The organism is Bartonella capreoli, assembly GCF_902813205.1.
Classification (GTDB): Bacteria; Pseudomonadota; Alphaproteobacteria; order Rhizobiales; family Rhizobiaceae; genus Bartonella; species Bartonella schoenbuchensis.
This window is the reverse complement of record NZ_CADDZX010000045.1, coordinates 1-1,408: the sequence shown is the minus strand read 5'-3', so window position 1 is coordinate 1,408 and position 1,408 is coordinate 1. Positions and strand designations below refer to the sequence as shown.

General features: G+C 38.3%; 1 protein-coding gene. It reads left to right on the top strand.

Features of this window, described 5'->3' with window-relative positions; all coding sequences use genetic code 11:
* Window positions 1–159 precede the first annotated feature (159 nt).
* On the top strand, window positions 160–1,332 hold the full coding sequence (locus J7R05_RS09555) for a flagellin N-terminal helical domain-containing protein (RefSeq protein WP_208541756.1): 1,173 nt from the start codon (window positions 160–162) through the stop codon (window positions 1,330–1,332).
* The last annotated feature ends 76 nt before the right edge of the window (window positions 1,333–1,408 follow it).

The following is a 1,408-nucleotide window of genomic DNA, read 5'->3' as shown; positions in this document are numbered from 1 at the left end:
CCACAGATCAAAAAAATGCTTGAACAATATTTTTTAGTCTGATAGCGTCCAAGAAATGATAGGTCATATTACATATCTGACAGACATGATGTCGTTCTATCATTAGCTATAAAAATAGCATGTCCCTTTTTAATTATTTTTCGTTATAGGGACGAGATTATGGGTTCAAGTATACTTACTAATAGATCTGCGATGACTGCATTGCAGACACTTCGTGCTATAGATTCTAATTTAGATAAATCAAAAGACCGTGTTGCAACAGGTTTGCGTATTAGCAATGCTGCTGATAATACAGCTTACTGGTCTATTTCATCAATGATGAGACATGACAGTAATACAATGAGTGCTGTTATTGATGCCATTAACTTGGGTAAAGAACAAGTGAGTATTGCTGCTACAGCTGTTAATCTGACCAAGGAAGCGCTTGATGATATCCAAAAGTCAATGATTTCTGTTCATGAAAAGACCGGTGGTGATATTGCTAAGCTTCAAGAGTCGATGAAAGCGAATATGAAGAATATTTCGAATGCGGTTCAGTCTGCTTCGTTTGGTGGTAAAAACATACTTTCCAATGGTGATCAAACTGTTGGCATAGCTGCTAGTTATCGTCGTGAAGGTACAGCTGTCTATGTTGATATGGTTGAAGTTGGTGGTCGTGAATTGAATTTTGGTGTTCTTGGTGAAGATGGCACCATTGATATGACTGCAGGTGTTTTACAGAACATTTTCGGGAAAGCATCAGCAGGGGATGACTTATTGAGAGAGGAAGAAGGAGGCTTTGATAAGGCTCTTGAGACTTTCTATGAAGCAGAAGCAGCATACAAAAAATTAGAAGATGATGTTGCGGAAGCAAAAGCTGCGTTGGCTGCTGATCCTTTGAATGAAGAGGCGAAAAGCGCATTGAAAGAAGCTAAAGAAGCTCTAGAAGGTGGGCAAGAAGATTGGGATGAAGCCAAAGCTGCTTTTAAAGAAGAAACTGATAAGATTACCCTAGCTGAATTCACTGAAATGTTTGGGGTTGATAAATTGTCTGCAGAGGCACAGCATATTCTTCTAGGTAGCCTTCAAAATACAGTGCGTGATGCTGTTGATGCAACTCTTACTGCAGGTGCTAAGATTGGTTCTGCAGTTAATTTGGTGAATAATCAGCTCGAGTTTGTTAAAAAATTACTAGACAATGTTGATGCAGGAATTGGTGCACTGGTTGATGCTGATATGAATGCAGAATCTGCCAAATTATCTGCTTTGCAAGTTCAGCAACAGCTTGGTATTCAAGCTCTTTCTATTGCAAATCAAGGTAGTCAGAATATCTTATTATTGTTCCGTAATTAATTCCATAGAGTTTTTACATGAAAAAGGCTGCGCATCTGCGTGGCCTTTTTTATTAACTACTCGAATAATAAATATA